The sequence below is a fragment of the Streptomyces sp. NPDC003023 genome, assembly GCF_042888225.1.
Classification (GTDB): Bacteria; Actinomycetota; Actinomycetes; order Streptomycetales; family Streptomycetaceae; genus Streptomyces.
Map to the genome: position 1 here is coordinate 448,492 of NZ_JBIAPL010000003.1, position 25,593 is coordinate 474,084.

At 71.7% G+C, this 25,593-nt stretch carries 28 protein-coding genes; 6 read left to right on the forward strand and 22 right to left on the reverse strand.

Annotated features, from left to right (window positions below; all coding sequences use genetic code 11):
• Nucleotides 1-47: 47 nt before the first annotated feature.
• From ACFYV1_RS13780 to ACFYV1_RS13795, 4 genes are all read right to left on the reverse strand, one after another.
• Nucleotides 48-1,172 carry a GuaB3 family IMP dehydrogenase-related protein gene (locus ACFYV1_RS13780; protein WP_389395671.1) on the reverse strand — a complete coding sequence of 375 codons (1,125 nt, stop codon included), beginning with the start codon at nucleotides 1,170-1,172 and terminating at the stop codon, nucleotides 48-50.
• A gap of 110 nt (nucleotides 1,173-1,282) precedes the next feature.
• Nucleotides 1,283-2,785, reverse strand: coding sequence for an IMP dehydrogenase (gene guaB, locus ACFYV1_RS13785; protein ID WP_389395672.1), 1,503 nt, complete (start codon nucleotides 2,783-2,785; stop codon nucleotides 1,283-1,285).
• A 158-nt stretch (nucleotides 2,786-2,943) separates the two neighbouring features.
• The gene (locus ACFYV1_RS13790) at nucleotides 2,944-3,531 is read right to left on the reverse strand and encodes a sigma-70 family RNA polymerase sigma factor (protein ID WP_389395673.1); all 588 of its coding nucleotides are present in this window, start codon (nucleotides 3,529-3,531) and stop codon (nucleotides 2,944-2,946) included.
• A 222-nt stretch (nucleotides 3,532-3,753) separates the two neighbouring features.
• Complete coding sequence (locus ACFYV1_RS13795) at nucleotides 3,754-4,365, reverse strand: response regulator transcription factor (protein WP_003948568.1); 612 nt, start codon at nucleotides 4,363-4,365, stop codon at nucleotides 3,754-3,756.
• Nucleotides 4,366-4,884: 519 nt separating this feature from the next.
• On the opposite strand from ACFYV1_RS13795, the gene ACFYV1_RS13800 reads away from it, so the two are divergent.
• Entirely contained in the window at nucleotides 4,885-5,208 is a 324-nt protein-coding gene (locus tag ACFYV1_RS13800) for a WhiB family transcriptional regulator (protein WP_389395674.1), read from the forward strand.
• 600 nt (nucleotides 5,209-5,808) lie between these two features.
• Here ACFYV1_RS13800 and ACFYV1_RS13805 read toward each other — a convergent pair.
• Nucleotides 5,809-6,705 (reverse strand): LysR family transcriptional regulator, encoded by an 897-nt coding sequence (locus ACFYV1_RS13805; protein WP_389395675.1) that lies wholly within the window; start codon nucleotides 6,703-6,705, stop codon nucleotides 5,809-5,811.
• A gap of 81 nt (nucleotides 6,706-6,786) precedes the next feature.
• On the opposite strand from ACFYV1_RS13805, the gene ACFYV1_RS13810 reads away from it, so the two are divergent.
• The 3 genes from ACFYV1_RS13810 (at nucleotide 6,787) to ACFYV1_RS13820 (ending at nucleotide 9,369) form a co-directional block, all read left to right on the forward strand.
• The gene (locus tag ACFYV1_RS13810; RefSeq protein WP_389395676.1) at nucleotides 6,787-7,491 is read left to right on the forward strand and encodes an MOSC domain-containing protein; all 705 of its coding nucleotides are present in this window, start codon (nucleotides 6,787-6,789) and stop codon (nucleotides 7,489-7,491) included.
• A 330-nt stretch (nucleotides 7,492-7,821) separates the two neighbouring features.
• On the forward strand, nucleotides 7,822-8,595 hold the full coding sequence (locus ACFYV1_RS13815) for an SDR family NAD(P)-dependent oxidoreductase (RefSeq protein WP_389395677.1): 774 nt from the start codon (nucleotides 7,822-7,824) through the stop codon (nucleotides 8,593-8,595).
• An 81-nt stretch (nucleotides 8,596-8,676) separates the two neighbouring features.
• A complete protein-coding gene (locus tag ACFYV1_RS13820) occupies nucleotides 8,677-9,369 on the forward strand; it encodes an ester cyclase (RefSeq protein ID WP_389395678.1) in 693 nt (230 codons plus the stop codon).
• An 81-nt stretch (nucleotides 9,370-9,450) separates the two neighbouring features.
• Here the strand turns inward: ACFYV1_RS13820 and groL are convergent, their stop codons facing one another.
• From groL to ACFYV1_RS13835, 3 genes are all read right to left on the reverse strand, one after another.
• Complete coding sequence (gene groL / locus ACFYV1_RS13825) at nucleotides 9,451-11,079, reverse strand: chaperonin GroEL (protein WP_389395679.1); 1,629 nt, start codon at nucleotides 11,077-11,079, stop codon at nucleotides 9,451-9,453.
• Between the two features lie 115 nt (nucleotides 11,080-11,194).
• On the reverse strand, nucleotides 11,195-11,503 hold the full coding sequence (gene groES / locus ACFYV1_RS13830; protein WP_005313390.1) for a co-chaperone GroES: 309 nt from the start codon (nucleotides 11,501-11,503) through the stop codon (nucleotides 11,195-11,197).
• A 252-nt stretch (nucleotides 11,504-11,755) separates the two neighbouring features.
• Nucleotides 11,756-12,769, reverse strand: a complete 1,014-nt coding sequence (locus ACFYV1_RS13835) for a polysaccharide deacetylase family protein (RefSeq protein WP_389395680.1) — start codon at nucleotides 12,767-12,769, stop codon at nucleotides 11,756-11,758.
• Between ACFYV1_RS13835 and ACFYV1_RS13840 the strand changes: the two genes are divergently transcribed.
• Entirely contained in the window at nucleotides 12,764-14,038 is a 1,275-nt protein-coding gene (locus tag ACFYV1_RS13840; RefSeq protein ID WP_389395885.1) for a methyltransferase domain-containing protein, read from the forward strand. The genes ACFYV1_RS13835 and ACFYV1_RS13840 overlap by 6 nt on opposite strands.
• A gap of 142 nt (nucleotides 14,039-14,180) precedes the next feature.
• Here the strand turns inward: ACFYV1_RS13840 and ACFYV1_RS13845 are convergent, their stop codons facing one another.
• The 8 genes from ACFYV1_RS13845 to tsaB all read right to left on the reverse strand — a co-directional run bounded on the left by ACFYV1_RS13845 (nucleotide 14,181) and on the right by tsaB (nucleotide 19,148).
• Nucleotides 14,181-14,606 (reverse strand): hypothetical protein, encoded by a 426-nt coding sequence (locus ACFYV1_RS13845; protein ID WP_389395681.1) that lies wholly within the window; start codon nucleotides 14,604-14,606, stop codon nucleotides 14,181-14,183.
• A 54-nt stretch (nucleotides 14,607-14,660) separates the two neighbouring features.
• Nucleotides 14,661-14,819, reverse strand: a complete 159-nt coding sequence (locus tag ACFYV1_RS13850) for a hypothetical protein (RefSeq protein ID WP_389395682.1) — start codon at nucleotides 14,817-14,819, stop codon at nucleotides 14,661-14,663.
• A 10-nt stretch (nucleotides 14,820-14,829) separates the two neighbouring features.
• On the reverse strand, nucleotides 14,830-16,050 hold the full coding sequence (locus ACFYV1_RS13855) for an RNA polymerase sigma factor (RefSeq protein ID WP_389395683.1): 1,221 nt from the start codon (nucleotides 16,048-16,050) through the stop codon (nucleotides 14,830-14,832).
• 73 nt (nucleotides 16,051-16,123) lie between these two features.
• Nucleotides 16,124-16,480, reverse strand: a complete 357-nt coding sequence (locus ACFYV1_RS13860) for a YciI family protein (RefSeq protein WP_389395684.1) — start codon at nucleotides 16,478-16,480, stop codon at nucleotides 16,124-16,126.
• 103 nt (nucleotides 16,481-16,583) lie between these two features.
• Nucleotides 16,584-16,844, reverse strand: a complete 261-nt coding sequence (locus ACFYV1_RS13865) for a hypothetical protein (protein ID WP_389395685.1) — start codon at nucleotides 16,842-16,844, stop codon at nucleotides 16,584-16,586.
• Entirely contained in the window at nucleotides 16,841-17,935 is a 1,095-nt protein-coding gene (gene tsaD / locus ACFYV1_RS13870) for a tRNA (adenosine(37)-N6)-threonylcarbamoyltransferase complex transferase subunit TsaD (protein ID WP_389395686.1), read from the reverse strand. Before tsaD ends, ACFYV1_RS13865 begins: the two co-directional genes overlap by 4 nt.
• On the reverse strand, nucleotides 17,935-18,393 hold the full coding sequence (gene rimI / locus ACFYV1_RS13875; RefSeq protein ID WP_389395687.1) for a ribosomal protein S18-alanine N-acetyltransferase: 459 nt from the start codon (nucleotides 18,391-18,393) through the stop codon (nucleotides 17,935-17,937). Before rimI ends, tsaD begins: the two co-directional genes overlap by 1 nt.
• A gap of 101 nt (nucleotides 18,394-18,494) precedes the next feature.
• Nucleotides 18,495-19,148: a tRNA (adenosine(37)-N6)-threonylcarbamoyltransferase complex dimerization subunit type 1 TsaB gene (tsaB, locus tag ACFYV1_RS13880; protein ID WP_389395688.1), complete on the reverse strand. Its 654-nt coding sequence runs from the start codon at nucleotides 19,146-19,148 to the stop codon at nucleotides 18,495-18,497.
• Nucleotides 19,149-19,280: 132 nt separating this feature from the next.
• Between tsaB and ACFYV1_RS13885 the strand changes: the two genes are divergently transcribed.
• Nucleotides 19,281-19,820 (forward strand): hypothetical protein, encoded by a 540-nt coding sequence (locus ACFYV1_RS13885; RefSeq protein ID WP_389395886.1) that lies wholly within the window; start codon nucleotides 19,281-19,283, stop codon nucleotides 19,818-19,820.
• 72 nt (nucleotides 19,821-19,892) lie between these two features.
• Here the strand turns inward: ACFYV1_RS13885 and ACFYV1_RS13890 are convergent, their stop codons facing one another.
• The 6 genes from ACFYV1_RS13890 to ACFYV1_RS13915 form a co-directional block, all read right to left on the reverse strand.
• The gene (locus tag ACFYV1_RS13890; protein ID WP_389395689.1) at nucleotides 19,893-20,057 is read right to left on the reverse strand and encodes a hypothetical protein; all 165 of its coding nucleotides are present in this window, start codon (nucleotides 20,055-20,057) and stop codon (nucleotides 19,893-19,895) included.
• A gap of 232 nt (nucleotides 20,058-20,289) precedes the next feature.
• Nucleotides 20,290-20,796 (reverse strand): tRNA (adenosine(37)-N6)-threonylcarbamoyltransferase complex ATPase subunit type 1 TsaE, encoded by a 507-nt coding sequence (gene tsaE / locus ACFYV1_RS13895; protein ID WP_389395690.1) that lies wholly within the window; start codon nucleotides 20,794-20,796, stop codon nucleotides 20,290-20,292.
• Entirely contained in the window at nucleotides 20,768-22,003 is a 1,236-nt protein-coding gene (locus ACFYV1_RS13900; protein WP_389395691.1) for an alpha/beta fold hydrolase, read from the reverse strand. Before ACFYV1_RS13900 ends, tsaE begins: the two co-directional genes overlap by 29 nt.
• 12 nt (nucleotides 22,004-22,015) lie before the next feature.
• Nucleotides 22,016-23,197 (reverse strand): alanine racemase, encoded by a 1,182-nt coding sequence (alr, locus tag ACFYV1_RS13905; RefSeq protein ID WP_389395692.1) that lies wholly within the window; start codon nucleotides 23,195-23,197, stop codon nucleotides 22,016-22,018.
• A 512-nt stretch (nucleotides 23,198-23,709) separates the two neighbouring features.
• Nucleotides 23,710-25,152: an NAD(P)H-hydrate dehydratase gene (locus ACFYV1_RS13910; RefSeq protein WP_389395693.1), complete on the reverse strand. Its 1,443-nt coding sequence runs from the start codon at nucleotides 25,150-25,152 to the stop codon at nucleotides 23,710-23,712.
• A 69-nt stretch (nucleotides 25,153-25,221) separates the two neighbouring features.
• Complete coding sequence (locus tag ACFYV1_RS13915) at nucleotides 25,222-25,590, reverse strand: holo-ACP synthase (RefSeq protein WP_389395694.1); 369 nt, start codon at nucleotides 25,588-25,590, stop codon at nucleotides 25,222-25,224.
• Nucleotides 25,591-25,593: the final 3 nt, after the last annotated feature.

Sequence of the window (25,593 nt, forward strand, 5' to 3'; positions counted from 1 at the left end):
GGGCCCGGCATTGAAATGCCGGGCCCTTCCCCATGTGCGGCCGGTGGTCAGCGGCTGTGCTGGGAGTCCGCCACCGTCACCTCGACGCGCTGGAACTCCTTGAGCTCGCTGTAGCCCGTCGTCGCCATCGCCCGGCGCAGCGCACCGAAGAAGTTCATCGAACCGTCGGGAATGTGCGAGGGCCCGGTGAGGATCTCCTCCGTGGTGCCCACGATGCCCAGGTCGACCAGCTTGCCGCGCGGCACGTCCTCGTGGACGGCCTCCATGCCCCAGTGGTGGCCCTTGCCCGGCGCGTCGGTGGCGCGGGCCAGCGGCGAGCCGATCATCACGGCGTCGGCGCCGCACGCGATCGCCTTGGGCAGGTCGCCGGACCAGCCGACGCCTCCGTCCGCGATGACGTGGACGTACCGGCCGCCGGACTCGTCCATGTAGTCGCGGCGGGCCGCGGCCACGTCCGCGACGGCGGTCGCCATCGGGACCTGGATGCCCAGCACGTTACGGGTGGTGTGCGCGGCGCCGCCGCCGAAGCCCACCAGGACACCCGCCGCACCGGTGCGCATCAGGTGCAGGGCCGCGGTGTACGTGGCGCAGCCGCCGACGATGACCGGCACGTCGAGCTCGTAGATGAACTGCTTGAGGTTCAGCGGCTCGGCGGCGCCGGAGACGTGCTCGGCGGAGACCGTCGTGCCGCGGATGACGAAGATGTCGACTCCTGCGTCGACGACGGCCTTCGAGAACTGCGCGGTGCGCTGCGGGGAGAGCGCGGCGGCGGTGACGACACCGGAGTCGCGCACCTCCTTGATGCGCTGTCCGATCAGCTCCTCCTTGATGGGGGCCGCGTAGATCTCCTGAAGGCGGCGGGTGGCGCTCGCCTCGTCCATCTCGGCGATCTCGTCGAGCAGCGGCTGCGGGTCCTCGTAGCGGGTCCACAGGCCCTCGAGGTTCAGTACGCCCAGACCGCCCATCTCACCGATGCGGATGGCGGTCTGCGGGGAGACCACGGAGTCCATCGGGGCGGCCAGGAAGGGCAGCTCGAAGCGGTAGGCATCGATCTGCCAGGCGATCGAGACCTCCTTCGGGTCCCGCGTGCGCCGGCTCGGCACGACGGCGATGTCGTCGAACGCGTACGCCCGGCGGCCGCGCTTGCCGCGCCCGATCTCGATCTCAGTCACGTGTGTGGCCTTTCCTTCTGCATCTGCGCCTGGGCCCTACCAGTATCCCCGACGCACACACGAGGGGCGGCCCCGGCAACCCCGGGACCGCCCCTGGCAACGTGCGGGAACTACTTCCTGCTGTAGTTCGGCGCCTCGACCGTCATCTGGATGTCGTGCGGGTGACTCTCCTTGAGCCCCGCGGAGGTGATCCGCACGAACCGGCCGTTGTCCTGGAGCTCCGGCACGGTGCGCCCGCCGACGTAGAACATCGACTGGCGCAGACCGCCGGTCAGCTGGTGGACGACCGCGGAGAGCGGGCCGCGGTAGGGCACCTGGCCCTCGATGCCCTCGGGCACCAGCTTCTCGTCGGAGGCGACGCCCTCCTGGAAGTAGCGGTCCTTCGAGAAGGAGCGCTGCTCACCACGGGACTGCATCGCGCCCAGCGAGCCCATGCCGCGGTACGACTTGAACTGCTTGCCGTTGATGAACATCAGCTCACCGGGGGACTCCTCGCAGCCCGCGAGCAGCGAGCCGAGCATGACCGTGTCCGCGCCGGCGACCAGCGCCTTGGCGATGTCGCCCGAGTACTGCAGGCCGCCGTCGCCGATGACCGGGACACCGGCCGCCTTGGCGGCGAGCGATGCCTCGTAGATGGCGGTGACCTGCGGGACGCCGATGCCGGCGACCACGCGCGTGGTGCAGATGGAGCCGGGCCCGACACCGACCTTGATGCCGTCGACACCGGCGTCGATCAGCGCCTGGGCGCCGTCCCTCGTGGCGATGTTGCCGCCGATGACGTCGACACCGGTGGCGTTCGACTTGATCTTGGCGACCATGTCGCCGACCAGCCGGGAGTGGCCGTGGGCGGTGTCGACGACGATGAAGTCGACACCCGCCGCGATCAGCGCCTGGGCCCGCTCGTAGGCGTCGCCCGCCACGCCGACGGCCGCGCCGACGAGCAGCCGGCCGTCCTTGTCCTTCGCCGCGTTCGGGTACTTCTCGGCCTTGACGAAGTCCTTGACCGTGATCAGACCCTTGAGGATGCCCGCCTCGTCGACCAGCGGAAGCTTCTCGATCTTGTGGCGGCGCAGCAGCTCCATGGCGTCCACGCCGGAGATGCCGACCTTGCCCGTGACCAGCGGCATCGGGGTCATGACCTCGCGCACCTGGCGCGCACGGTCCGACTCGAAGGCCATGTCACGGTTGGTGACGATGCCGAGCAGCTTGCCCGCCGGGTCGGTGACCGGCACGCCGCTGATGCGGAACTTGGCGCACAGCTGGTCGGCCTCTGCGAGGGTCGCGTCCGGGTGCACGGTGATCGGGTCGCTCACCATGCCGGACTCGGAACGCTTGACCAGGTCGACCTGGTTGGCCTGGTCGGCGATGGAGAGGTTGCGGTGCAGCACACCGGCGCCGCCCTGCCGCGCCATGGCGATGGCCATGCGCGCCTCGGTCACCTTGTCCATGGCGGCGGACAGCAGCGGGATGTTCACCCGCACGTTCTTCGAGATGTACGAGGAGGTGTCGATCTGGTCGGGCGCCATGTCGGAGGCTCCCGGCAGCAGCAGCACATCGTCGTAGGTCAGCCCGAGTGTCGCGAATTTCTCGGGCACTCCGTCGACGTTGGTCATGACACCTTCCCCAAATGGCCTTGATCCCTGCGAATGTCCATGCTAACGGCCCCAGCAGCCGTCTCATTCCACGATCAAGATCGATGAGCAGCTTTGTAGGTTCACACGACAGTCATACGGAACCGGCCGCTCACCGGTTCACCGCTCGGCTCACCGGTTCACTGCTCGGCCAGCGCCCGCAGCCGACTGAGCGCACGGTGCTGCGCGACCCGGACGGCCCCCGGGGACATCCCCAGCATCTGCCCGGTCTCCTCCGCGGTCAGTCCCACGGCGACCCTGAGCACCAGCAGCTCACGCTGGTTCTCCGGGAGATTGGCGAGCAGCTTCTTGGCCCACTCCGCGTCGTCGCTGAGCAGCGCCCGCTCCTCGGGGCCGAGCGAGTCGTCCGGCCGCTCGGGCATCTCGTCGGACGGCACGGCAGTCGAGCCCGGATGACGCATCGCCGCGCGCTGCAGGTCGGCGACCTTGTGGGAGGCGATGGCGAACACGAAGGCCTCGAAGGGCCGTCCGGTGTCCTTGTAGCGCGGCAGCGCCATCAGCACCGCGACACAGACCTCCTGCGCGAGGTCCTCGACGAAGTGGCGCGCGTCGCCGGGGAGCCGGCTGAGGCGCGAGCGGCAGAACCGCAGCGCGAGCGGATGGACGTGCGCCAGCAGGTCGTGCGTCGCCTGCTCGTCGCCGTCGACGGCGAGGTGCACGAGTGCACCGATGGCCCCCTGGGCGGTCGCCGTCTCGTCGTCACGCATCGGTCCATGGTGCCTTGGCCCGTGGCCGTCCGTGGCACCGCGTCCCGTGTTGTGCACCGAAGCGTTATGAGCAGGTGCGCCGGAACTCATCCGCTGCGCCCTCCCCTCCCGCTCGACCGACTCGTCCCCGAGGAACTCCACACCCTCAAGGATGCGGCATAGCGCGGGAAACGGATGCCCTCAGGCATCCGTCACCCCCGTGCTGTCCCATTCGTACGGTCCTCAGCGGACCAGACCCCAGCGGAATCCGAGTGCCACGGCGTGCGCGCGGTCCGAGGCGCCGAGCTTCTTGAACAGCCGCCTGGCGTGCGTCTTCACGGTGTCCTCCGACAGGAAGAGCTCACGCCCGATCTCCGCGTTGGACCGGCCGTGACTCATGCCCTCGAGGACCTGGATCTCGCGCGCGGTGAGTGTGGGCGCGGCGCCCATCTCGGCCGAGCGCAGCCGTCGCGGAGCCAGCCGCCATGTGGGATCGGCGAGCGCCTGGGTCACCGTCGCGCGCAGTTCGGCGCGTGAGGCGTCCTTGTGCAGATAGCCGCGGGCGCCGGCGGCGACGGCGAGTGCCACGCCGTCGAGGTCCTCGGCCACGGTCAGCATGATGATCCGGGCACCGGGGTCCGCGGAGAGCAACCGGCGCACGGTCTCGACGCCGCCCAGTCCGGGCATGCGTACGTCCATCAGAATCAGGTCCGAACGATCCGCGCCCCAGCGGCGGAGGACTTCCTCGCCGTTGGCCGCGGTCGTCACGCGCTCGACGCCGGGCACGGTCGCGACCGCGCGGCGGAGCGCCTCTCGGGCAAGCGGGGAGTCGTCGCAGACGAGGACGGATGTCATGACTGACCTCCGTGGCTCTCGCAGCTGTTGCGCGTCACCTTGAGCCTCCAGGCTGGGTACGTTTCTTCACCTGTGCGGTTGAACGCTGTCGGACATGTGCCCGAGAGCTTGTTCTTTCAACCGCCTCGCACTCTCAACGACGGTCACTCGAAAGAGTTACGGGTCGCACGCAGCACTTCGGCACGCTGCGTAAGGGGGTCGAAAACCGTGCGTGAGCGGCTGCCGGGCGGGCCGGAAGAGGGCGGCGGGTTGCCGTCGGCAGCGCCGATGTTTCACGTGTGACGGGTGGAGCACCCGTGCTCTCCACGCGCTCACCCTGCCCCATTCAGCGGCTTTTCTTCCCTTTTTCCGGTGTCTATGGCTAGATTCGCAATGAGTCATATTTACATCTACTTACACAGCAGATGTACGGTCGTTGGCACGGTGCTGGTGCCGGATCCGGCGCACGTCCGGTCGGCGTCCTGCCCGTTCCGACCTGGTCCTGTATCCACCCAGCACGGTTTCAAGGGGACATGCGCCATGGCAGATTTCTCTCGCCTTCCCGGACCCAACGCCGATCTGTGGGACTGGCAGCTCCTCGCGGCATGCCGTGGGGTCGACAGCTCGCTCTTCTTCCATCCGGAAGGCGAGCGAGGCGCGGCGCGCAGCGCGCGCGAGAACTCGGCGAAGGAGGTCTGCATGCGGTGTCCGGTGCGGGCGGAGTGCGCGGCGCACGCCTTGGCCGTCCGCGAACCGTACGGCGTCTGGGGCGGGCTGACGGAGGACGAGCGCGAGGAGCTCATGGGCCGAGCACGCCACCGGCTGATCCCCGCGACGAGCGCGGGCGGTGCGGTACGCAGCTGACGCGCGCACCGTACGCACCAACCGAAGAAACGTTCCCTCACCTCAGCTTGCGGGGCCACGGCCGGGTCCGGTGACGATCCGGCCGCCCCGCGCGGGGGCGGCCTCGGGCCCCTCCGAACCGGCACCGCACGGATGCCGGACACCGACGACCGCCGGCCGCCGCCCCCTCGACGTCCGGGCACCCCGACGCACGGGCACCCGACCCGCCGGGTACACCCGACCGCACAAGCACCCGGCCCGCCGGGCGTTCCCACCGACGGCACCCCGATCGCCCGGCCACCTCCACCCGCCGGGGCGCGACCGGCGGGCATCCGCACCGCCCGCACCCCGACCGACAATGTCTGCCCGTGAAGGAGCGTCGTCCAGTGCGTGCGATCGCAAGGCGGCAAGTCCTTGTAGCGGAGCTACCAGGGCTTCTGGCCAACGGTGCGGGCACCTCCCATGCCCGAGGGGCTATGGGGAGAGGGTGCGTGCCGGGCGACGCGACAGGGCAAACTTGCCGGGAGGGGCACTAGCACCCCGGCCCGCCGGGACTCGAGCCGCATGCTCTCCGCGGGCAGGAAGCTTCCGCTCCGCGGGGTCGTTCGGCGCGCCGCGCCGTCAGCGGGAGGCCGCGCGGGCCAGCTGCGTCAGGGTCGCGGAGACCGCCGGAACCTGGGCCAAATCGGGCAACGTGAGGGCGACGATCTCCCGGTGGACCGCCGGCTCCACCGCCACGAGCCGGGCACCCTTGGGGCGAACCGACTCCAGCGCCAATTCCGGCAGCACGGCCACGCCGAGCCCCGCCCCGACCAGCCCGATCACCGCCGGGTAGTCGTCGGTGGCGAAGTCGATCCGCGGGGTGAACCCCGCCTCCTCGCAGACGTCCACGAGCTGACGGCGGCAGCGCGGACACCCCGCGATCCACGGCTCCTCCGCGAGGTCGCCGATGGCGACCGCGTCCGCGTCCGCGAGGCGGTGGCCGTCGGGCACGAGCCCCACGAGCCGGTCGGTGAGCAGGGGCCGTACGACCAGGTCGTCCCACTCGGACTCCGCCCCGACCGCGTCGTACCGGAAGGCGAGCGCCACGTCGCAGTCGCCGTCGCGCAGCATCTCCACCGAGCGCGGCGGTTCGGCGTCGACCAGGGAGACACGGGTGCCGGGGTGGGCGGCGCGCAGGGCGGCGAGTGCGGTGGGCACCAGTGTGGAGCTGCCGCTGGGGAACGAGACGAGACGCACCCGGCCCGCCCGCAGCCCGGCGATGGCCGCGACCTCCTCCTCCGCCGCGGTGAGCCCGGCGAGAATTCCTGTCGCATGGCGGACCAGCGCTTCGCCGGCCTGGGTCAGCCGCATCTCGCGGCCGGTACGGATCAGCAGCGGAGTGCCCGCGGACGTCTCGAGCGCCTTCATCTGCTGGCTGACGGCGGGCTGGGTGCAGCCCAGTTCACGGGCGGCCGCGGAGAACGATCCGGTGACGGCGACGGCGCGCAGGACGCGGAGGTGGCGTGCTTCGATCACACCTCAAGCATAAGGGGTACTTGGGGTGGGTTGCGTTTATCGGCTGGTTGCTTTGAGGCGTGGTCGGTTAGCGTGCGTGCCATGAAGCTTCTGACCGTGAATGTGGGACGACCGAAGGCCGCCACGTACACCGACTCGCCGAGCGGCATGACCGGAATCGACAAGCGTCCGGTGGACGGGCCCGTGCGGGTGACGGACCCCGGCCCCAAGGGCCAGGGGGCGAGCGGGCTGTCCGGCGATGCCGTCTGCGACCTGCGCCACCACGGCGGGACCGACCAGGCCGTCTACGCCTTCGCCCGCGAGGATCTCGACGCCTGGGAGCAGGAGTTGGGTCGTCCGCTCGACAACGGCGTCTTCGGCGAGAACCTCACGACCAGCGGCATCGACATCACCGGCGCCAAGATCGGTGAGCGGTGGCGCGTCGGCGACTCGCTGGTGCTGGAGATCACCTCCGGTCGCGTCCCCTGCCGCACGTTCGCGGGCCGGCTCGGAGAGAAGGGCTGGGTCAGGCGCTTCACACAGAACGGAGCGACCGGCGCGTACCTGCGGGTGATCGAGCCGGGCGAGATCCGGTCGGGGGACCCCGTCGAGATCGTGCACCGGCCGGAGCACGACGTGACGGTGGAGATGGCGTTCAGGGCGGAGACGACCGAGCGGACGCTGCTGCCCAAGGTGCTCGCCGCCGGTGAGGCGCTCCACTCCGAGTTGCTGAAGGACGCCCGCGAGTACGTCGCCAAGTACGGCACCGCGACCGGACTGGCCGTGGTCTCCCGCGACAGCGCGTAGCGCCGCCGCCCGCAGACCGCCCGCAGGTGGTGCGGGGACGGTCGCCCGGCGCGCGCCCGGAGACCGGGGCCATGAGCGCGCCGGCGGCGACGAACCGCGCAACCGCACGCACGCGGCGCGCGGTTCAGGGTGCTCGAAGTGAACGGCCGGCGGCCGCCGCGGGAACTGTCCGGTGCCAGGAGCACGGTGTTCGTGCCCGGCGGCAGGCCCGCACGGCTCGCCACGCACTCCACCGGGCCCGCGGAACCCGGCAGTTCGCGCCGGTGGAGCGGGCCGTCGGGCGGGGACGGTGCGTACGCCGCACTCGCACGCGGGCATTACCGTGCGCCTATGACGACTGCACTGATCACGGGAGCGACCGCGGGCATCGGCGCCGCCTTCGCACGACGACTGGCGGCCGACGGCCACAACCTGGTTCTGGTGGCCCGGGACACCAAGCGGCTGCAGGAGCAGGCCACCGAACTGCACGACGGCCACGGCATCGAGGCGGAGGTACTGACCGCGGACCTGTCGCAGGAGAGCGGTATCGCCTCGGTCGAGCAGCGCCTCGCCGACCGCACCCACCCCGTCGACCTGCTGATCAACAACGCGGGCTTCGGGAACAAGGGGCGCTTCCTGGAAGTGTCCATGGCCGACGAGCTGACGATGCTGAAGGTCCACTGCGAGGCGGTGCTGCGGCTGACCGCGGCCGCGACGGGGTCGATGCGCGAGCGCGGCCGAGGCGGCGTGGTGAACGTGGCGTCGGTGGCCGCGTTCGTGCCGCGCGGCACCTACGGCGCGTCGAAGTCATGGGTCGTGCAGTTCACCCAGGGCGTGGCCAGGGACCTGGCGGGGACAGGGGTGCGTCTGATGGCGTTGTGCCCCGGATTCGTACGGACCGAGTTCCATCAGCGGGCCGGGATGGGCACGGACAACATTCCGGGCTGGATGTGGCTGGACGCGGACAAGCTGGTGGCGTCGGCGCTCGCGGACCTGGCCAGGGGCAAGGCGCTCTCCATCCCCGACCCGCGCTACAAGGCTCTGATGGGCGTGGTGAAGCTGGCGCCGCGCGGGCTGCTCGGCGGGCTCACGTCGAGGACGGGCCGGAAGTACGGGCCGCAGTAACCGACATACCGTACGAAATACGACCTGCCTCACTAGGATGGACGTATCCCACTCGGGGGCCGCCACGGCTCGGGAGGCGTCATGAAGTTCGTGCAGATCATCGACTACAAGACCGCCAGATTCGACGACATGAACGCGGTCATGGACAAATGGGTCGAACAGACGAAGGGCAAGCGGACCACCGGCCACGCCCTCACCGGAAAGGACCGCACCGACGGCAACCACTACGTCGAGATCGTCGAGTTCCCCTCGTACGAAGAGGCGATGAAGAACTCGCATCTCCCGGAGACGGACAAGATGTTCCAGGAGATGGTGGCTCTCTGCGACGGCATGCCCTCGTTCACCGACCTCGACGTGGTCCGCGAGGAACAGCTCAACGCGGCGACCGCCCGCCGCTTCTTCCACGAGATCGCCTCCGGGGGAAACCTGGAAGCGATCGGCGAGGTGTTCGCGGCCGACTACGTCGACCACGACATCGCCAACGAGGAGGATGCCGAGACCGGCACGGACGTCATCCGCCGCGACCTCACCATGTGGCGCGGCGCCTTCGACTTCACCTTCGAGCTCGACCGGCAGATCACCGAGGGCGACGACGTGGTGACGCTGTGGACCTGGAACGGCAAGCACAACGGCGACTTCCAGGGCATCCCAGCCACCGGCGAGCAGTGCACCATGACCGGCACGACGATCTTCCGCTTCGAGGACGCGAAGATCAAGGAAGGCTGGTGGCACATGGACCTGATGCGCCTGATGCGGCAGCTCGGCGCCAGGTAGCCACCCACGGCCCGCACGGGAACGGGGAAGGCCCCGTTCCCGCACAGGTGCGGGAACGGGGCCTTCCGGGCGCTTGTCGCGTCAGTGGCTGTGGCCGTGACCGTGGCCGTGACCCGCGTCGCCCTCTTCCTCGGCCGGCTTCTCGACGACCAGGGTCTCGGTCGTGAGCAGCAGGGAGGCGATGGAGGCGGCGTTCTCCAGAGCGGAGCGGGTGACCTTGACCGGGTCGATGACGCCGGCCTTGACCAGGTCGCCGTACTCGCCGGTGGCGGCGTTGAAGCCCTCGCCCGCCTTGAGCTCGGCGACCTTGGAGGTGATGACGTAGCCCTCGAGGCCGGCGTTCTCGGCGATCCAGCGCAGCGGCTCGACCGCGGCGCGGCGGACGACGGCGACACCGGTGGCCTCGTCGCCCTCCTTGCCCAGGTTGCCCTCGAGCACCTTCACGGCGTGGACGAGCGCGGAGCCACCGCCGGAGACGATGCCCTCCTCGACCGCGGCGCGGGTCGCGGAGATGGCGTCCTCGAGACGGTGCTTCTTCTCCTTGAGCTCCACCTCGGTGGCGGCGCCGACCTTGATCACGCACACGCCGCCGGCCAGCTTCGCGAGGCGCTCCTGGAGCTTCTCGCGGTCCCAGTCGGAGTCGGTGGACTCGATCTCGGCCTTGATCTGGTTGACCCGGCCGGCGACGTCCTCGGACTTGCCGCCACCGTCGACGATGGTGGTGTCGTCCTTGGTGATGGTCACGCGGCGGGCGGTGCCCAGCACGTCCAGACCGGCCTGGTCGAGCTTGAGGCCGACCTCCTCGGCGATGACGGTGGCACCCGTGAGGGTGGCCATGTCACCGAGCATCGCCTTGCGGCGGTCACCGAAGCCGGGGGCCTTGACGGCGACCGCGTTGAAGGTGCCGCGGATCTTGTTCACGACCAGGGTGGAGAGGGCCTCGCCCTCGACGTCCTCGGCGATGATCAGCAGCGGCTTGGAGCCACCGGCCTGGATGACCTTCTCCAGCAGCGGCAGCATGTCCTGGATGGAGGCGATCTTGCCCTGGTGGATCAGGATGTACGGGTCGTCGAGGACGGCCTCCATACGCTCCTGGTCGGTCACCATGTACGGGGACAGGTAGCCCTTGTCGAAGGCCATGCCCTCGGTGAAGTCCAGCTCCAGGCCGAAGGTGTTGGACTCCTCGACGGTGATGACACCGTCCTTGCCGACCTTGTCCATCGCCTCGGCGATGAGCTCGCCGACCTGCTGGTCCTGCGCGGAGAGCGCGGCGACGGCGGCGATGTCGGTCTTGTCCTCGATCGGACGGGCGGTCGCGAGCAGCTCGTCGGAGACGGCCTTGACCGCGGCGTCGATGCCCTTCTTCAGGGCGGCCGGGGAGGCGCCGGCGGCGACGTTGCGCAGGCCCTCGCGGACCAGCGCCTGGGCGAGCACGGTGGCGGTGGTCGTACCGTCACCCGCGATGTCGTTGGTCTTGGTCGCCACCTCCTTCACCAGCTGGGCGCCCAGGTTCTCGTACGGGTCCTCGACCTCGACCTCGCGGGCGATGGTGACACCGTCGTTGGTGATGGTGGGAGCGCCGAACTTCTTGTCGATGACGACGTTGCGACCGCGAGGGCCGATCGTCACCTTGACCGTGTCGGCAAGCTTGTTGACGCCGCGCTCGAGGGCGCGACGGGCGTCCTCGTCGAACTTCAGGATCTTCGCCATGGGAGCGGTTCAGCCCTCTCGGAAAGTCGTGTTCAAAGAACCGCGCCCCTCGCCGCCCGGCAATCCGCGGGGTGACCAGGGGCGCAGCTCAAAGCAATGCAGGTGAAGCAGGTGTTTACTTCTCGACGATCGCGAGCACGTCGCGAGCCGAGAGGACGAGGTACTCCTCGCCGCTGTACTTCACTTCGGTGCCGCCGTACTTGCTGTACAGCACGATGTCGCCGGTCTTCACGTCGAGCGGCAGGCGCTCGCCGTTCTCGAAGCGGCCCGGGCCCACGGCCAGGACGACGCCCTCCTGGGGCTTCTCCTTGGCAGTGTCCGGAATGACCAGGCCTGAGGCCGTGGTCTGCTCGGCGTCGAGCGGCTGGACCACAATGCGGTCCTCGAGCGGCTTGATGGCAACCTTGGAGCTGGCGGTCGTCACGATCCGACCTCCCCCTTCGGAGATCACGGGGTTAACTGATCTGAGGTGGCGACCAGGTCGATCCGTCGTCGCGGGTGCCGGACCTGCCCGTCGCTGTGTTGGCACTCTCACTTGGTGAGTGCCAGAGCCGAGACTATGACTGCGATTAGCACTCGGTCAAGCGGAGTGCCAATGTGGCGCCCCGAAGGGCCGAAGGATCCCGGTACGGACAACGCCGGAACCGCCCCCGCGGTTCCGCTCCGCGGGCCCCGGTCAGACGTAGTCCTCCAGCCTGGCCACCGCGTATCCCTTGTCCGTCACCGTCTTCATCACCCGGCGGATCATGTCCGGCATGGTGCCCTTCCAGTCCTCCTTGCCGCGGAAGTGGGTGAGGATGATGTCGCCCGGGTGCAGGTCCCTGTCCCACTCCCGCCACTCCATGTGGTCGGGGAACGCCTCGGCGGCCCACAGCGGCACGGCCTCGATCCCGCACGCCTTGGCGACGCGCAGGGTGTCCCCGTTGTAGTTGCCGTACGGCGGGCGCAGCAGCCGGGGCCGGGTGCCGTACCGCTTCTCCAGCCTGTCCTGCTGACCGCAGATCTCACGCTTCTGCGCGGCGTACGAAAGCCCCGGCAGGTAGGGGTGCTTGAGCGTGTGGTTGTGCAGTGCCACCCCACGGTCCCGCATCTTCTCGAAGTAGCCGTAGTCGTCCTTGATGACGTAGTCGCTCAGGAACGCGCTGTACGGGATCCGCAGTTCGGACATCATCCGAAGCAGTTCGGGGTCCTTCTCCGCGCCGTCGTCGATCGTCAGGAAGACGATCTTCTCCTTCGTCGGGACGGTGGTGAAGACGGGCGGCAGGTCCTCCCCGCCCTCCACCTCGAACCCCTTGCGCGTGGTGATCTTCGGCTTCACGGCGGGGGGCGGGGGTGCGGCGAGCGGGACCTTGTCGAGCCCCCACTTCTTCGCGGCGGCGGCGCGGGCCTTCTGAGCGCTCCTGACCTTGTCCGCGTAGGCGGACAGCGCCTCGGCGGGCCCGGCCGCACCACGTGCCTCCGGCTTCTCCGCCCCCGGCCGCTTCGCCCGCTCGGCCTTCTCCGCCTGCCCGGCCTGCGGGCCCTGCCCAGCCGGGTTCCCGGCGGCGGATCCGGCGGGTGTGCCGGGGCCGGCGGTTCCCGAGGGCCCCTCGGCCGCACAGCCCGAGCCGAGGGCGGCGACGACGAGGGCGGCCAGGACCGCACGGACCCGATACGCTCTCAATTTTCCCTTTTGTCGTACTAGCTGCATGGCGACGCATCCTGTCAGCGCCCCGCCCGCTCACCGGCCCGACACCGCCACCGAGAGCGCACCATCCCCCGGCTGGCCCACAATGGGCCGGTGAACGACCTCGACCCGCTCGCCGCCTTCTCCGCACTCCGTACCGATGAAGGCAGAGCGCTGCTGGCCTCACTCGCCTCCTACGACCCCGCGCGGGAACTGGCCGTCGCCACCCGCCTGCGCCGCGAGCACCCGGCGCACCTGGTCTCCGCGGCCCTCGGACAGGCACGCCTGAGACAGCGGGCGGCCGCGAAGTTCGGCGAGGAGGACGCCGGCCGGATGTTCTTCACCCCGAACGGCGTCGAGCAGTCCACCCGCCGCTCGGTCGCCACCCACCGGGCCGCGCGCTTCACCGCCCTCGGCGTCGGCAGCGTGGCGGACCTGTGCAGCGGCATCGGCGGCGACGCGATCGCACTCGCCAGGGCCGGGATCACGGTGCTGGCCGTCGACCGCGACCCGCTCACGGCGGAAGTCGCGCGCGCGAACGCGGAGGCGCTGGGGCTGTCCGGTCTGATCGAGGTCCGCTGCGCGGACGTCACGGACATCGACACCGCCCCGTACGACGCGGTGTTCGTGGACCCCGCCCGCCGCGGCGGGCGGGGCCGCGTCTTCGACCCGGAGGCCTACTCGCCGCCGCTGTCGTGGGCCGTCGGCGCTGCCCGCACCCGCCCGCACGCCGCCCTGAAGGTCGCCCCGGGCATTCCCCACGAGGCCGTCCCCAAGGACGCGGAGGCGGAGTGGATCTCGGACGGCGGCGACGTGAAGGAGGCGGTGCTCTGGTTCGGTACGGCCGGCTCGGCGGTCCGCGCGACGCTGCTCCCCGGCCCGCACACCCTGACCGGCCGCGCCCTGCCGAACCCGCCGGTGCGCAAGGCCGGCCGCTACCTCTACGAGCCGGACGGCGCCGTGATCCGCGCCCACCTGGTCGCGGAGGTCGCGCAGGACGTGTCGGGCGGGCTGCTCGACGAGACGATCGCGTACATCACCTCCGACGAACTCCGCCGGACGCCCTACGCCACTGCCTACGAGATCACCGACGAACTGCCCTTCAACATGAAGAAGTTGAAGGCGCTGCTGCGGGAGCGCGAGGTCGGCAACCTCACGGTGAAGAAGCGCGGCTCGGCGGTCGAGCCGGAGGAGGTCCGCCGCAAGGTCAAGCCCCAGGGCCGGAACGCGGCGACGGTCTTCCTGACCCGAGTGGCAGGCGCCCCCACGATGCTCATCGGCCGACCGGCGTAGCGGCGGCGGACGTCTCAGGAGCGGCCGACGGACGCCGCGGAAACCGCGGTCGGCGCACCGGGGGCCGCACCCGCCCGCACGGGAGCGGCGCGTCAGCGGTGGGCGCCGCCCCGTACCGCGGCCGATGGCGTGGGACGCGACATCAGCCGGAGCGCCACCGGTAGTGGACCACCGCCTTCACGACGCCGATCAGGCCCGTGCCCCAGAGGATCATCCCCAGCCCCATCAGCACCGCGACCTCGGCCAGGGTGTCCTCGCCCGGCCGGGCGCCCGCCGGGACCGTGAAGGAGAGCCACAGGCCGCACGCGCACAGCAGGAACGACGGCAGGAACCAGAACAGACTCAGGGCCGGCGCGGCATGGCGGGCGTCGCCGGCCGGATCGCGGGCCAGCGCGCTCCACTCCCGCAACCGCCCACGCACCTCCGCGTCACGGGCGATGCCGAGGCCGACGACCAGTCCCGTCGGAATCATGCAGGCGAGACCGACGGCGCCGGTGACCGCGCCGAAGAAGTGGCTGAAGACGTCCGGCTCCTCCTCGAACGTCCGCAGCGCCACCCCGAAGATCAACCACCCGACCGCGAACCCGGCAGCCGTCAGCCGTCAGCCGTCAGCCGTCAGCCGTCAGCCGTCAGCCGTCAGCAGCATCAGCCGTATCGGATCGAGGCTCAGCCGCAGGAGTTCGCCCATCGCCCGCCGCCGGTCGGCGAGCAGCGCCTCGTCGTCGGGCCAGGCCCGTATCCCGGCAGGCGGAGGCGGGGGCGGGAGGGTGCGGCGAGGCATGCCGACGAGGCTACCGGCCGGGGTTTGCGGCCCGGGCCAGAAGCAGTTCGCGCTCGCGGGCGTTACGGGTCAGCGAGGCGGCCCGCTCGAACTCCGCGCGGGCCTCCTCCCGTCGGCCGAGCCTGGCCAGCAGGTCCCCTCGTACGCTCGGCAGCAAGTGGTAGTCCTTGAGGGCCGGTTCGTCGACGAGTGCGTCGGCCAGTGCCAGGCCGGCCGCCGGGCCGTCGGCCATCGAGACGGCCACCGCCCGGTTCAGCTCCACCACCGGGGACGGGGCCAGGGCCGTCAACTGCCCGTACAGTGCGGCGATCATCGCCCAGTCCGTGTCCTCGTACCGCACGGCCTGCGCGTGGCAGGCGGCGATCGCGGCCTGCACGGCATACGGGCCGTAAGGCCCCCCGCCCGCGCGGTGCAGTGCCAAGGCGCCCCGGCGGACGAGCAGCCGGTTCCACTTGGTGCGGTTCTGGTCGGCGAGCAGCACCGGTTCGCCGGAGGGTCCGGTACGGGCCGGGATCCGGGACGCCTGGATCTCCAGCAGGGCTTCCAGGCCGTGCACTTCCGACTCGCCGGGCATCAGCCCCGCCAGCACCCGCGCCAGCCGGAGCGCGTCCTCGCACAGCGCGGGGCGGACCAGGTCGTCGCCGGCGGTCGCCGAGTAACCCTCGTTGAAGATCAGGTAGATCACGTCCAGCACGGACCCGAGCCGGGACGCGCGGTCCGCGCCGTACGGCACCTCGAAGCCGACGCCCGCCTTCGCGAGGGAGCGCTTGGCACGGACGATGCGCTGCGCCACCGTGGACTCGGCGGCGAGGAAGGCCCGGGCGATCTCCTCGGTGGTCAGACCGCCGAGCAGTTTCAGGGTGAGCGCGATACGGGCCTCGGTGGAGAGCACCGGGTGGCAGGCGGTGAAGATGAGCCGCAGCAGGTCGTCGTCGATGTCGTCCGGGTCGGACGGCTCGACCGGCGGCGCGACGTCCTCGAGCGCCCGCCCCACCTCGGCCAGCTTGCGGGCGTAGGTCTCCTTGCGGCGTACGAGGTCGATCGCGCGATGCTTGGCGGTGGCCATGAGCCAGGCCCCCGGTTTGTCGGGGACGCCCGCCTCTGGCCACTGCTCCAGCGCGGCGACCAGAGCGTCCTGCGCGAGTTCCTCTGCGATGCCCACGTCCCGCACGATGCGGGCGACACCTGCGATGATCCGCGCGGATTCGATCCTGAACACCGCTTCGACCATTGCGGTCGCTCCTGCTGCCGTCACGGCCACCCATCAGAGCAGCCGGGACGGACGGCGGGCAAGCGCGACCCGGTCAGCCCTCCATGATCTGCCGGAGCTCGCAGGTGACCTTCCACTCCGGGGGGTGGATCTCCAGGAACCGCTTGGCCCATTCGCGGGCCTCCGCCTTGTCCTTGCACTGCATGAGCGCGTAACCGCCGACGACCTCCTTGGTCTCGGTGAACGGCCCGTCGGTGTACGAGATCCTGCCCTCGGACCAGTGCACGCGGGTGCCGTCAGCGGTGGGAGTGAGGCCGGCCGTGTCCAGCATGACCCCGGCCTTGGTGATCTCCTCGAGCAGCTTGCCCATCCGCTCCTCGAAGTCCTTGGGGAAGTCGCCCTCGGGGATCTGGTTCTCCTCGATACGGATCATCGAAAGGAAGCGCGGCATGGTGACTCCTCGGCTCGTGAGTACGGGGCCGTTCCCCGCCTCTCACCCTTGCGTCGAACGGGCGACGGCCCGTTCGACACACTCGCCGAAGTTTTTCCGAGAATTATTCGCCGAGCGATTCGAAACGCCAGCGGTGCACCGGCCGGGTGATCAGATCGGCGGCCGGCTCGGGCAGTTCGGGCAGGTCGGCGTCCGTCCCCGGCGCCTCCCACCAGGTGATGACCAGCACCCGGTCCCCACCGGCCCGCAACGTCTCCCGGCGCAGCGGCTCGCGCCCGAGCTGCTGCACGCGGGCCCACTCCAACAGCTCCGCGCCGCGGTCCCGCACGGCGCGGGCCTCCCACATCAGGGCGACGACGGTCATGAGTACAGATTGTCCTTGCTGACCTCGTGCACATGGTCGTGGTCGTGCGCACCCGGCACATGCGTGTCCGTCACCGGAAGCGACGAGTCCGCCGACAGCTCCCAGTCGGAGGCGGGCCTGCCGCGGGCGACCATCTCCGCGCCCAGCGCCGCGACCATCGCGCCGTTGTCCGTGCACAGCTTGGGCCGCGGCACCCTGAGCCGGATGCCGGCCCGTTCGCACCGCTCCAGGGCCAGGGCCCTCAGCCGGGAGTTGGCCGCCACACCGCCGCCGATCATCAGGTGGTCGACGCCCTCGTCCTTGCAGGCGCGCACCGCCTTCCGCGTCAGCACGTCGACGACCGCCTCCTGGAAGGAAGCCGCCACGTCACGCACCGGCACGTCCTCGCCCGCGGCGCGCTTCGCCTCGATCCAGCGCGCCACGGCCGTCTTGAGGCCGGAGAAGGAGAAGTCGTACGCCGGGTCCCTGGAGCCGCTCAGCCCGCGCGGGAACGCGATCGCGGCCGGGTCGCCCTCCTTGGCCAGCCGGTCGATCACCGGGCCGCCGGGGAAGCCGAGGTCCAGTACGCGTGCGATCTTGTCGAAGGCCTCGCCGGCCGCGTCGTCGATCGTCGCCCCCATGGGCCGTACGTCGGCCGTGATGTCGGGCGCGAGCAGGAGCGACGAGTGGCCGCCGGAGACCAGCAGCGCCATCGTCGGCTCGGGCAGCGGGCCGTGCTCGAGCTGGTCGACGCAGATGTGGGAGGCGAGGTGGTTCACCCCGTACAGCGGCTTGTTCAGGGCGTAGGCGTACGCCTTGGCCGCCGAGACGCCGACCAGCAGCGCACCCGCGAGGCCGGGGCCCGCCGTGACCGCGATGCCGTCGAGGTCGCGTGCGCTCACCCCCGCGTCCTTCAGCGCGCGCTCGATGGTGGGCACCATCGCCTCCAGGTGGGCGCGCGAGGCGATCTCGGGCACGACGCCGCCGAAGCGGGCGTGCGTGTCGACGCTGGAGGCGATCGCGTCGGCGAGCAGGGTCGTGCCGCGGACGATGCCGACGCCGGTCTCGTCGCAGGAGGTCTCGATGCCGAGTACGAGCGGTTCGTCAGCCATCAGTGAGTCTCTGTTCCTTGTACGGTCAGTCGCATGACGAGGGCGTCGATGTTGCCGGGCTGGTAGTAGCCGCGGCGGAATCCGATGGGCTCGAAACCGAAACGCTCGTACAGCTTCTGGGCCCTGGTGTTGTCCACCCGCACTTCGAGGAGTACCTCGTCGCACTCGAAGGCGGTGGCGTGCTGGAGGAGGTCGGTGAGCAGCCGGGAGCCGAGCCCGGTGCCCCACTGGCCTCGGTCGACGGCGATGGTCTGGACGTCGCCGAGACCGCCGGCGGCCGCCAGGCCCGCGTAGCCGACGATTCCGCCGTCGCCGTCCTCGGCCACCACGTAGCGGCGGGTGGCCTGCGGGCCGCGGGCGTGCGCGAGTTCGGACCAGAACATGCCGGGCGACCAGGCGTCCTCGGGGAACAGCTCGCGTTCGAGCTCCAGCACCGGCTCCAGATCCCACCAGCGCATCTCACGCAGTGCCGGACGACCGCCGCGCGGCGGTGTCGATGAGGAGGACCGGTCGGTGGGGGCACCTCCTGGGCACGGCTCCAAAGGAGGGTGGGCGGCGCTCACTTCGGGGTGACCACCTTGTAGTTCTTCGGGACCTGCGCGTCCGGACGACGCAGGTACAGCGGCTGCGGCGGCAGGAACTCCTCGCCGGCCTCCAGCCTCTGGGCCGCCAGCGCGGCGAGCGCGGCGGCGCTCACGTGCTCGGGGCCGCGGACGTCGGGGAAGGTCTGCGGGTACAGAAGCGCGCCCGCGCCGACGGCCGGCAGCCCCGCGACGTCCTCCGCGATCTCGGCGGGGCGGTCCACGGCCGCGTCGGTCACCCGGCTGCGGGCATCGGCGTACCGCGCCCAGTAGACCTCTTTGCGGCGCGCGTCGGTGGCCACCACGAAGGGCTCGTCGAGCCCGGCCGCGTAGGCGAGACCGTCCAGCGTGCACACCCCGTGGACGGGGATGCCGAGCGCCGACGCGAACGTGGCGGCGGTGACCAGTCCGACCCGCAGGCCCGTGTACGGTCCCGGGCCGACGCCGACCACGATGCCGGTGACGGAGTCGAGGCCCGTCCCTGCCTCGGCCAGCACCCGGTCGACGGCGGGGAGCAGCAGCTCCCCGTGCCGGCGGGCGTCCACGCGGCTGGACTCGGCGATGACGGAGGAGCCGTCGTGGAGGGCGGCGGTGACGGCGGGCGTGGCGGTATCCATGGCGAGCAAGAGCACGCAAACAGCCTACGGCTCCGGCGGGGAGGCCATGGCGGCCCCGTCGAACGGAGCCGCGGTGCTACCGTCACACCGAGTACAGATTTTCGGATCCGAGAGGTGGGCAGGGTGGCACGGAGCAGCTCGGGAATCGTGGCCGGGCTCACGGCGGCCGCGCTGGCCGCCGTCGGCTTCCTCGCCTACCAGGCCTCGGCGAACGTCCCCGCCGATCTCGCCGCCTCGAAGCGGCCGGGCACCTCCCCGTCCGCGACGACTCCGGGTGCCACGCCCTCCGCGAAGCCCGCGGACCCCCTCGCGGTTCCCGCGGAATCCGGCACGGGAGTACGAGTCGTGTACGCGCTCGGTGACCGGCGGGTGTGGCTCGTGGCCGCGAACGAGAAGGTCACCCGGACCTTCACGGTCATGCCGTCCACGGTCAGCCCCGGTCCCGGTTCCTACACGGTGACCTCACGGTCGGGCAGCGTGCCGGGCTCCGACGGCGTACCGGTCGAGCACGTGGTGCGCTTCGCGAGCGAGGACGGTGTGGCCATCGGTTTCAGTGCCGCCGTCGACGGTTCGATGGCCAGCCCCGACCCGACGAAGAAGACGGGCGGCGTGCGGATGAAGCGGGCCGACGGCGACGCGATGTGGGTCTTCGCCACGATCGGCTCCAAGGTGGTCGTGGTTCCGTAACACCACGGCCCACCCTTACGGGTACGTGCGTACGACCCCGTACGAATCAGGCCGCGTCGCGGTGCGTACGAATCAGGCCGCGTCGCGGTGCGTCTCGTTCCTGCGCGGCGGTGTCGACACGGCGCTGGCCGCGGCGCACGACGCCAGCAGATCCCGCATCGACACGGCGACCGGCGGCGGGGGCGTGGGCTTGGACGGCTGCTGTCGTGACTGCGCTTCGCGCTCCGATGCCGGCATGGACGCCTCCTGGGGCTCCGGGGGCAGGCGAGGTTAGGTAGACCTAACCAGGTCTCGGTACCATGTCATCACGGGGGGCGTCGCGGGCGCAACACTTTCCCGACGACTTGTCGGAATACACGGCGTCACGCGGCGACGGCGAAGGACGGCCAGGGGCCGGTGTCCGCGACGCGGGGCGTCGTGACACCAAAAAGCGCACGTCCGGGGGAACACGCAGGGGAAAAGCGAGCCCTCAGACCAGGGCGGCGTCCGCCCAGCGGAGGCCGTACCCGACGAGCGTCACCTCGCGGCGGTCGTCGTCGGTGTCGCCCACCACCCGGTCGATGACCACGTGCAGACGGTCCTCCGAGAGGTCCTCGACCTTCCCGTCGCCCCACTCCACGACCACCACCGACTCCGGCAGGGACACGTCGAGGTCGAGATCCTCCATCTCGTCGAGGCCACCGCCCAGCCGGTACGCGTCGACGTGCACCAGTGCCGGGCCGCCGGTGAGAGACGGGTGGACGCGGGCGATGACGAACGTCGGGGAGGTGACCGCGCCGCGTACGCCGAGGCCCTCGCCCAGGCCGCGGGTCAGGGTCGTCTTGCCTGCGCCGAGTTCACCGGTGAGCATCACCAGGTCGCCGGGGCGCAGCAGCTTCGCGAGGCTGCGCCCCAGGTCCTGCATCTCCTCGGGCGAATCCACCGAGCGACGTACGGACGTGACGGCCTCAGCCGCCGGGCTGTGCGGTGCTTCCATAACGCCCAACGGTAGCCGCTGCCGGCACCGCCCCGGCCCGCACCAGAAGGTCCGCCAGCCGGTCGGTCACGGCCTCGGGGTGCTCGAGCATCACCAGGTGCCCGGCGTCCGGCACGATGACCAGCTCCGCGCCTCGCAGCACGTCCGCGATCGCCTCGCTGTGCGTGCTCGGCGTGACCAGGTCCTTGTCACCCGCGAGGACGAGAACCGGCAGCTCCTGGAAGGCGGCTAGCGCCTCCGCCTTGTCGTGCTCGGCGAAGGCCGGATAGAACTCGGCGACCACGTCGATCGGCGTCGACTCGATCATCCGCTCGGCGAACCGGGCCACCGCCGGGTCCACGTCCTTCGAGGAGAACGAATACCGCTTGATGAGCCCCGCGAACAGGTCGGCGGTGGCTCTGCGGCCCCGTTCGACCAGTTCGGCCTGCGAACCCAGGGCGCGCAGCACACCCGGCAGGACCCGCCGTACGGCGTTCACCCCGGCGACCGGCAGCCCGTAGCTGACCTCGCCGAGTCTCCCCGACGAGGTGCCGACGAACGCGACCCCGACGACGCGCTCCCGGATCAGCTCCGGGTAGTGCGCCGCGAGCGCCATCATCGTCATGCCGCCCATGGAGTGGCCGACCAGCACCAGCGGCCCCTCGGGCGCCGCCGCGTCGATGACGGCCTTCAGGTCCCGGCCCAGCTGGTCGATGGTGACCGGCACACCGCCGGACCCGGCCTGCGCCGCGCCCCGGCCGGAGCGGCCGTGGCTGCGCTGGTCCCAGTGCACGGTGCGGACCAGGCCGCGCAGCGCGGCGCGCTGGAAGTGCCACGAGTCCTGGCTGAGGCAGTAGCCGTGGCTGAAGACGACGGTCACCGGGGCCGGCGCCTTGCGCCCGAAGAGCCGGCGGCGGCGCGGCGCGGCGGCCTCCGGGTCGAGGTCGTCGACCTCGTAGTAGAGCGCCGTGCCGTCGTCGGCGAGGGCCTTGCCCGGTGTGCCGCGCAGTGCGCCGTACGGGCCCGACGCGTCGAGCGCGAGGCGGGCCTTCCTCCGCATGCCGCGGCCGACGGTGAGCCGCTCGAGGGCCACTCCCGCGGCGGCGCCCGCCGCGACCACGCCTATTGCCGCGCCCGCGAAGCCCGCGCGGCGCCAGTTGCCGGACGCCACCGCCGCCGCGGCCTCGACCGCGGCCTCGGCCACGTCCCCCGTACCGGTCTCGCTCACCGTGCCGCTCTCCTAGTCGTGGGGGTGTGGTGCGGAGTCCTCGTTCATGTAGACGCGCGGAACGCGGGCACCGATGCGCGTGACGATCTCGTACGCGATGGTGTCCGCGGCCTGCGCCCAGTCCTCCGCGCTCGGCTCGCCCCGGTCGCCCGGACCGAACAGAACCGCTTCGGAGCCCTCCGGGATCTTCTGCCCGCCGAGATCCACGACGAACTGGTCCATCGCGACCCGTCCGGCGACCCGCCGCCACTCGCCCGCCACCAGGACCGGTCCGCGGCCGGACGCGTGACGCGGGATGCCGTCCGCGTAGCCGACGGGGATCAGGCCGAGGGTCGTCTCGCCGTCCGTGACGTAGTGGTGGCCGTAGCTGACCCCATGGCCCCCGGGGACGTGCTTGACGAGCGCGACGGACGCCGCGAGCGTCATCACGGGGCGCAGCCCGAAGTCGGCGGAGGTGCCCAGCTCCGGGCTGGGCGAGATGCCGTACATGGCGATGCCGGTCCGCACGAGGTCGAAGTGCGCTTCCGGGACCGTGAGCGTCGCCGGGGAGTTGGCCATGTGGCGGACCTCGGGCTCGATGCCGGCCTTCTCCGCGTGGTCGAGCATGTCGTGGAAGACACTGAGCTGGGAGGCGATCGAGGGGTGCCCCGGCTCGTCGGCACAGGCGAAGTGCGACCACAGCCCGGTGACCTCGACGAGCCCCTCGTCCTCCGCGGCGCGTGCGGCGGCCACCAGTTCGGGCCAGTCGGCGGGCTGGCAGCCGTTGCGGCCGAGACCGGTGTCGGCCTTCAGCTGGACGCGCGCGGTGCGGCCGGTCTCCCTGGCCGCCGCGGTGACCTCCTCGAGTGCCCACATGCCGCTCACCGACATGTCGAGGTCCGCCTCGATGCCCTCGCGCCAGGGACCGCCGGGCGTCCACAGCCAGCACATGATCCGGCCCCCGATGCCGCGCTCGCGCAGCGCGAGCGCCTCGTGGGGGGTGGCCGTACCGAGCCAGGTGGCGCCCGCCTCGAGCGCCGCGCGGGCGCAGGCAACCATGCCGTGACCGTACGCGTCCGACTTGACCACAGCCATCAGCGCGGAGCGCGGAGCGCGGGCACGCAGGGCACGCACGTTGGCGCGCAGGGCCGCGAGGTCGATCTCGGCACGTGCGCGCAGTGGTGCGGTTCGGCTGGTCGGTGCTGTGTTGCTCATCGCGCCCAGTCTCTCAGAGCCTTGCCACCCGATCCGTACGGCAGGCGGTCGCGTGCGTCACGGCGCGGGGCGCCGGGGACCGGACGACACGCCGCTCGGCCGTCGCGATCGACTGCTTCAGCGACGCGCTCCCGATGGCTGCCCGGCCTCCTCGCCGGTCTCCACGCCGGCCCCCGCGCCCGGCGTCGGGGACCGGCTGTCGGGACCGGCGTCGGGGACCGGCTGTCGCCGACATGCGACCGGGCATCGTGAGCCCGGCTCCCCCGCCGGTCACCGGACGGGCGCGCAGACCAGGGCCCGGGGACTCGCCGAAAGGCCGAGCGCGGCCCAGGACCGTCGGGCCCCGCCGAAGCACGAGCACGGACCGGGCCTCGGGGGCTGCGTCGGCACCGGACGGGCGCGTGGAGCAGGATCCGCGGCCTGGGGCGGCACACGCACGGACCGGAACGCGGAGCGCACCGAGGCGCCCGGAGCGTACCGAGGCGCACGGGCCGGACGCGGGGACACCGGTGTCAGCCCGCGCGCACGTCCCGCCACGCGGCGGGCAGCGCGGCCGCCACCTCCGCCGCCGTGATCGGCGCGCCCTGCGCGGCCGCGTGACGGGCCGCCAGGCCGTGCAGGTAGGCGGCCGCCGAACCCGCGTCACGCGCGCCGAGCCCGGCGGCAAGCAGCGAACCGGCCAGCCCGGACAGGACGTCGCCGCTGCCGGCTGTCGCCAGCCACGGCGTGCCCATCGGGTTGACCCGGACCGGCGCACGCTCCCGGTCGGGCGCGGCGACCAGCGTCGTCGAGCCCTTGAGCAGCACCGTGGCCCCGAAACGCGCGGCCAGTTCCCGTACGGAGTCGAGCCGGGCGGCCTCCACCGCCTGCCGTCCCACTCCGAGCAGCGCCGCCGCCTCCCCCGCGTGCGGGGTCAGCAGGGTGGGCGCTGCCCTGTCCCGTACGGCCGCGGCGTCCAGCAGGCGCAGCCCGTCCGCGTCGACGAGCACGGGCACGTCGGAGGCGAGCACCTCCTGTACCGCGTCCGCGTCGTCGCCCAGCCCCGGGCCGACGACCCAGGCCTGGACGCGGCCGGCCCTGCCCGGGGGGCCGGTGTGCACCAGGGTCTCGGGGAAGCGGGCGATCACCGCGTCGGCCGCCGGTCCAACGTACCGCACGGCCCCGGAGCCGCCGCGGAGCGCGCCCGCCACGGCGAGCACGGCCGCGCCCGGATAGCGGGCGGACCCGGCGACGACACCGACGACACCCCGCCGGTACTTGTCGCTCTCCGCCGCGGGCACCGGCAACAGCTGTGCCAGGTCCGTGTGTTGCAGCGCCTCCAGCTCCGGCAGGGACGGCAGGTGGTCGTCCAGGCCGATGCCCACCAGCCGTACGGTGCCCGCGTACTCCTTGGCCGGGTCGACGAGCAGCGCCGGCTTGTACGTCCCGAACGTGACGGTCGCGTCCGCGCGCAGCGCCTCGCCCCGCACCTGGCCGGTGTCCGCCTCGACGCCGCTGGGCAGGTCGACGGCCACCACCACCGCGTTCGAGCCGCGGGCGGCCCTAGCGACGGGGACGGCATCCGGGCGCAGCCCGCCGTGGCCGCCGATGCCGGTGATCCCGTCGAGCACCAGGTCGGCGGAGGCGAGCACCTCGAACGGGTCGTCGGCGACATGCCCGCCGGCGGCGAGCAGCGCCGCGAGACCGCCGCGGTGGACGCGGTCGCGCGCGAGCGGTACGGCGACGACACCGGCGCCGCGGCGGGCGAGCCGGGCGCCCGCGTAGAGGGCGTCGCCGCCGTTGTCGCCGCTTCCGACGAGCAGCACGACCCGCGCGCCGTACACCCTCCCCAGCAACCCGGCACAGGCCGCGGCCAGCCCGGCGGCGGCACGCTGCATCAGCGCGCCCTCCGGCAGACGGGCCATGAGCTGTGCCTCGGCGTGCCTCACGGTCTCCACGCTGTACGCAGTACGCATGTCCCCGAGTCTGCCCCAGCCCGCGGCGGCGCACCCGTACCCGCAGCCGCACCCGCGGGTCCGGCCGGGCTATCCCTCGGCGACGACCACGGCGGACGCGATGCCCGCGTCGTGACTGAGCGACACGTGCCAGGAGCGGACGCCCAGTTCGGCCGCCCGCGCCGCGACCGTGCCGTGGACGCGGAGCAGCGGGCGGCCCGACTCCTCCACGTACACCTCCGCGTCCGTCCACAGCAGACCCGCCGGCGCGCCGAGCGCCTTGGCGAGGGCCTCCTTCGCGGCGAACCGTGCCGCGAGCGAGGCGTACCCACGCTGTTCACCGCTCGGGAGCAGCAACTCCTGCCGCAGGAAGAGCCTCTCGGCCATACCCGGCGTCCGTCTCATGGACGCGGCGAACCGCTCGACCTCCGCCACGTCGATCCCCACCCCGATGATCATTCG